Source organism: Streptomyces sp. NPDC058291, assembly GCF_042880855.1.
In the GTDB taxonomy this organism is placed as follows: Bacteria; Actinomycetota; Actinomycetes; order Streptomycetales; family Streptomycetaceae; genus Streptomyces.
This window is the reverse complement of sequence record NZ_JBHVYK010000069.1, coordinates 1-2737: the sequence shown is the minus strand read 5'-3', so window position 1 is coordinate 2737 and position 2737 is coordinate 1. Positions and strand designations below refer to the sequence as shown.

At 70.6% G+C, this 2737-nt stretch carries 2 protein-coding genes and 1 pseudogene; all 3 read left to right on the top strand.

What is annotated here, in order from left to right:
• Positions 1-91 precede the first annotated feature (91 nt).
• Positions 92-1417 (top strand): annotated as a pseudogene (locus tag ACFVYK_RS28195) (M16 family metallopeptidase); the annotation flags it as partial.
• 58 nt (positions 1418-1475) lie between these two features.
• Entirely contained in the window at positions 1476-2228 is a 753-nt protein-coding gene (dapB, locus tag ACFVYK_RS28190; protein WP_389778858.1) for a 4-hydroxy-tetrahydrodipicolinate reductase, read from the top strand.
• An 11-nt stretch (positions 2229-2239) separates the two neighbouring features.
• The gene (locus ACFVYK_RS28185; RefSeq protein WP_389778856.1) at positions 2240-2695 is read left to right on the top strand and encodes a hypothetical protein; all 456 of its coding nucleotides are present in this window, start codon (positions 2240-2242) and stop codon (positions 2693-2695) included.
• The last annotated feature ends 42 nt before the right edge of the window (positions 2696-2737 follow it).

Here is a 2737-nt window from a genome sequence, read left to right as displayed (position 1 = left end):
TTTATGTGGATGTTTCTTCATCTTTCTTCTGCTATATGCGTCGTAGTTACGCACCCGGGCGTGGCCCGCCACCTTTGGGTGGGGGGCGCCGCTCGCCCGTACCCAAACCCTGATCAAGGGCACGGCCGGCATCGGTGTCGTCCGCAAGACCACCCTCCCCGGCGGCCTGCGCATCGTCACCGAGACGCTCCCCTCGGTCCGCTCCGCCACCTTCGGCATCTGGGCGCACGTCGGCTCCCGCGACGAGACGCCGTCCCTGAACGGCGCCACGCACTACCTGGAGCACCTGCTCTTCAAGGGCACGACGCGCAGGTCCGCGCTGGACATCTCCTCCGCCATAGACGCGGTCGGCGGCGAGATGAACGCGTTCACGGCGAAGGAGTACACGTGCTACTACGCGCGCGTGCTCGACACCGACCTGCCACTCGCCATCGACGTCGTCTGCGACATGCTGACGGGCTCCCTCATCCGCGAGGAGGACGTCAACGTCGAGCGCGGCGCGATCCTCGAAGAGATCGCCATGACCGACGACGACCCCGGCGACTGCGTGCACGACCTGTTCGCGCAGACGATGTTCGGGGACACCGCCCTGGGACGCCCGGTCCTCGGCACCGTCGACACGGTCAACGCCCTCACCGCCGACCGCATCCGCCGCTTCTACAAGAAGCACTACGACCCCACCCACCTGGTGGTGGCCGCCGCGGGCAACATCGACCACAACAAGGTCGTCCGCCAGGTCCGCGCGGCCTTCGACAAGGCGGGCGCCTTCAAGAGCGCCGACGCCGCGCCCATCGCCCCCCGCGACGGCCGGCGGGCGATCCGCACCGCCGGCCGCGTCGAGCTGATCGGCCGCAAGACGGAACAGGCGCACGTCGTCCTCGGCATGCCCGGCCTGGCCCGCACGGACGACCGCCGCTGGGCGCTCGGCGTGCTGAACACGGCCCTGGGCGGAGGCATGTCCTCCCGGCTCTTCCAGGAGGTCCGCGAGAAGCGCGGTCTGGCCTACAGCGTGTACTCGTACACCTCGGGCTTCGCCGACTGCGGTCTCTTCGGCGTGTACGCGGGCTGCAGGCCCTCGCAGGTCCACGACGTCCTGAAGATCTGCCGTGATGAACTCGACCAGGTCGCCGAGCACGGCCTGTCCGACGACGAGATCGGCCGCGCCATCGGCCAGCTGCGAGGCTCCACGGTCCTCGGCCTGGAGGACACCGGCGCGCTCATGAACCGGATCGGCAAGAGCGAGCTGTGCTGGGGCGAGCAGATGTCGGTCGACGACATGCTCGGCCGGATAGCTGCCGTGACCCCGGACGAAGTCCGCGCGGTGGCGCGCGACATCCTGGGACGACGGCCCTCGCTGTCGGTCATCGGCCCGCTCAAGGACAAGCAGGCCGCCCGGCTGCACGACGCGGTCGCCTGACCCCGTCCGGTCTTCGGCAAGCACCATCGGCAAGCATCTTCGGTAAGGAAGCACAGAGATGAGCAAGCTGCGCGTGGCCGTCCTCGGCGCCAACGGCCGGATCGGCTCCGAGGCGGTACGGGCGGTCGAGGCCGCCGAGGACATGGAACTGGTGGCCGCCCTCGGCCGCGGCGACAAGCTTCAGACGCTGACGGAGACCGGGGCGCAGGTCGCCGTCGAGCTGACCACCCCGGCCTCGGTGATGGACAACCTCGAGTTCTGCGTGGGGCACGGCGTCCACGCCGTGGTCGGCACCACCGGCTGGACCGAGGAACGCCTCGCGCAGCTCGAGGGCTGGCTGGCCGCGTCCCCGCGGACGGGCGTGCTCATCGCCCCGAACTTCTCCATCGGGGCCGTCCTCACCATGAAGTTCGCGCAGATCGCCGCGCCCTACTTCGAGTCGGTCGAGGTCGTGGAGCTGCATCACCCGAAGAAGGTGGACGCCCCCTCCGGCACCGCCACGCGCACCGCCCAGCTCATCGCCGAGGCCCGCCGCAACGCGGGGACCGCCCCGGCCCCGGACGCCACCGAGACGGGCCTGGACGGGGCGCGCGGCGCGAACGTCGACGGGATCCCCGTCCACGCCGTCCGGCTGCGCGGCCTGCTGGCCCACCAGGAGGTTCTGCTGGGCGGCGAAGGCGAGACCCTCACGGTCCGCCATGACTCGCTGCACCACAGCAGCTTCATGCCGGGCATCCTGCTGGGCGCCCGCAGGGTGGTGTCGACGCCGGGTCTCACCTTCGGCCTGGAACACTTCCTCGACCTGAACTGAGTCCTGACGTCATGCGCGCGAAGATCTCCTACGCCGTCACGGCCGCCGTCCTGGTCTTCTACTTCGTCCTGGTCGGCAGCCGCGGCGTCATGCTCATCCAGTCCGGCACGCTGCTGACCGTCACCTTCGGCGTGGCGGTGCTCGTCCTGCCGGTGATCGGCGTCTGGTTCCTGTGGAAGAACACCCAGTTCGTCCGCCGGGCCAACGCCCTCGCCGCGGAACTCGACGCCGAGGGCGGCCTGCCCGTCGACGAACTCAGGCGCACCCCTGGCGGCCGCGTCGACCGCGACTCGGCCGACGAGGTCTTCGCCCGGCGCAAGGCCGAGACCGAGGCCGCCCCGGGGGACTGGCGCACCTGGTTCCGTCTCGCCGTCGCCTACCACGACGCCCGTGACACCCCGCGGGCCCGCAAGGCGATGCAGCGTGCGATCGCCCTGCACGACGGCAAGCCGGTCCAGACCGCCTGAACCGCACGCACGGGGAAGGGGCGGGTCCGCGACCTCGCGGAC